Here is a 2,564-nt window from a genome sequence, read left to right as displayed (position 1 = left end):
TGAAAGGGGAAAAAGAAGTTGTTAACGAAGTTTCCTGCTCTTGCAGAGCCGTTCCATTTTTCATGTCGTGCAACAAAACGCTATATCCAATCTCCCCTCGATAAAAGTGCTAGGATATTTCCTTATATTCAATTCCTTTACGGTTTTAACTATAAGTAATTATCCATTATCAATTAATTAATAAGCAGCTATACAAAATTAATTACACATTTATACAGGCTGAATTATTTTTCTTCTAAATCTCTCAGAAAATTCGAATAGGTAAATAATTTTGTTTAGGTACTCAATGTTAATCTTGACTATTTGTCTTATTTCTTATTTAAGAACTTGCATAAACTTGTTTATAGTAAGTCTGATATTCTTCAGACAATAATGGTTCCCACCAATCTCGGTTATTCAAAAACCATTCGACAGTCTGACTTAAGCCTTCTTCAACAGTTACCGAAGGTTGCCAACCTAACTCAGTTTTAATCTTTGTCGCATCAATAGCATAGCGTCGATCATGCCCTGGTCTATCCTTGACAAAAGTAATTAATTTTTCACAAGGTTGCACAGGTAAATCATTCCCTAACTCATCCATAATTTGACACAACATTCGCACTAAATCAATATTTTTTACTTCATTATTTCCTCCAACATTATAAGTTTTTCCTGGTTGACCTTTATGAATTACCGTATCTAATGCTCGACAATGATCTATTACATATAACCAATCCCGGATATTCTGCCCATCTCCATAAACTGGTAATTGTTTTCCTAATAACATATTGATGCACATCAGAGGAATTAACTTCTCAGGAAAATGATATGGTCCGTAGTTATTAGAACAATTAGTAATAATAGTTGGTAAACCATAAGTATGATAATATGCTCTAGCAAGATGGTCACTTCCTGCTTTCGATGCAGAGTAAGGACTATTTGGGGCATAAGGTGTAGTTTCTGTAAAAGCGGGGTCTTCAGGACTTAAGCTGCCATAAACTTCATCAGTTGATACATGGAGAAATATACACCTACGATCTGGATTTTGAGCAAGAGTCTGATAATGACTTCTGAATGCTTCTAATAGAGTAAAAGTACCCACAATATTAGTTTGGACAAAAGCTGCTGGTCCTAATATAGATCTATCTACATGAGATTCTGCTGCAAAGTGGGCTACTGTATCTATATCCTCTTCCTGGAGCAAGCTATCTACCAAAGAGCGATCGCAAATATCTCCTTGGACAAAACGAAAATTTGGCCTGTCTTGTAAATCAGCTAAAGTTTCTTTGTTACCAGCATAAGTTAGAGCGTCTAACACAACTATTCGGTGATTAGGATAGGTGTCGCTCCAATAATGGACAAAGTTAGAACCAATAAATCCAGCACCCCCAGTTATCAATAATCGACTTTCCATAATTTTCTTCTCCTGAAACTAAAATTATCAAAGATATAGAACTACGTCTTTTAGTTAGAACAATAAATTTGAGTTGTACGGGAATAGGTCATTTCAGTTATCAATTATCTGTGAACCTCCGACTAAAGTCCTATGCTTGATCAACATCTTTCTTAACATAAAAATTGACAAAATAGACTGGTGTGTAAATATAATCTATCCTCTGTTACTGATCAATTTAGCCTATATATTGATGACAAAGTAATATTATTAATCTAGCCAATATTCCGTGTGAGGAAAATAATAGTGAGTCAGGAAGAAGTATTAACACAAGCAAAACAAGGAGACCCAACAGCGATCGCTTTTCTAATCAACCAGACATTAAACAGTATAGGAATTAAAGCTAGGGTTAATGTTCAGAAAAACAATCTGCATATTTTACTAGAAGGCTCTGAACTACCAGATCAGCAAACTTGTATTAGAGTTATTCATCAAGGAATGAAAGCTCTCAAAGCACCATCCATTGATTTTGTCAATATTTATGGGCGAAGATTAGGTCATACAATTCCTGAGTNCAACCAGACATTAAACAGTATAGGAATTAAAGCTAGGGTTAATGTTCAGAAAAACAATCTGCATATTTTACTAGAAGGCTCTGAACTACCAGATCAGCAAACTTGTATTAGAGTTATTCATCAAGGAATGAAAGCTCTCAAAGCACCATCCATTGATTTTGTCAATATTTATGGGCGAAGATTAGGTCATACAATTCCTGAGTGGACAGAAGTCATTGAATTACATCAACCTGCAATATACCATCCGGCGGGAGTAGGGACAATTTGGTGGCAACCAGAAAATACAAATTATTCCCAAGAATCTTCTCAACTTACTTTACCTAACCCATCTAAAAAAGCAACTTTACATAATTCAGAAATAACCCAGAAAAAGCCAAAAGAAGAAGTAGATACTTCTGTTATTTATCTCAATCAACCTGCTAGAAAAAAAACCAATTTAGCAACAATAGAAAAATCATTTTATCCCAACCCTATTGAGAAGCAATCTTCACATAAAAATAACAAATTTATTTGGCTATTAGCAAGTGCGATTAGTATAATATTAGTTCCCATATCCACTTTGATTGTTAATTCTCAAACTTACAGATTACCCGATATTATTTCAAATATTTCTCCAC

1 protein-coding gene is annotated in these 2,564 nt (G+C 34.3%); it reads right to left on the bottom strand.

The features are described 5' to 3' along the window. Positions 1-319: 319 nt before the first annotated feature. Positions 320-1,393 carry a dTDP-glucose 4,6-dehydratase gene (rfbB, locus tag AFK68_RS02270; RefSeq protein WP_094671297.1) on the bottom strand — a complete coding sequence of 358 codons (1,074 nt, stop codon included), beginning with the start codon at positions 1,391-1,393 and terminating at the stop codon, positions 320-322. Positions 1,394-2,564 lie beyond the last annotated feature (1,171 nt).

Origin of the sequence: Hydrocoleum sp. CS-953 (assembly GCF_002260545.1) — a bacterium.
GTDB lineage: Bacteria > Cyanobacteriota > Cyanobacteriia > Cyanobacteriales > Microcoleaceae > Trichodesmium.
Note: the sequence above shows the minus strand (reverse complement) of the source record. Positions and strands in the feature narration are given on the sequence as shown.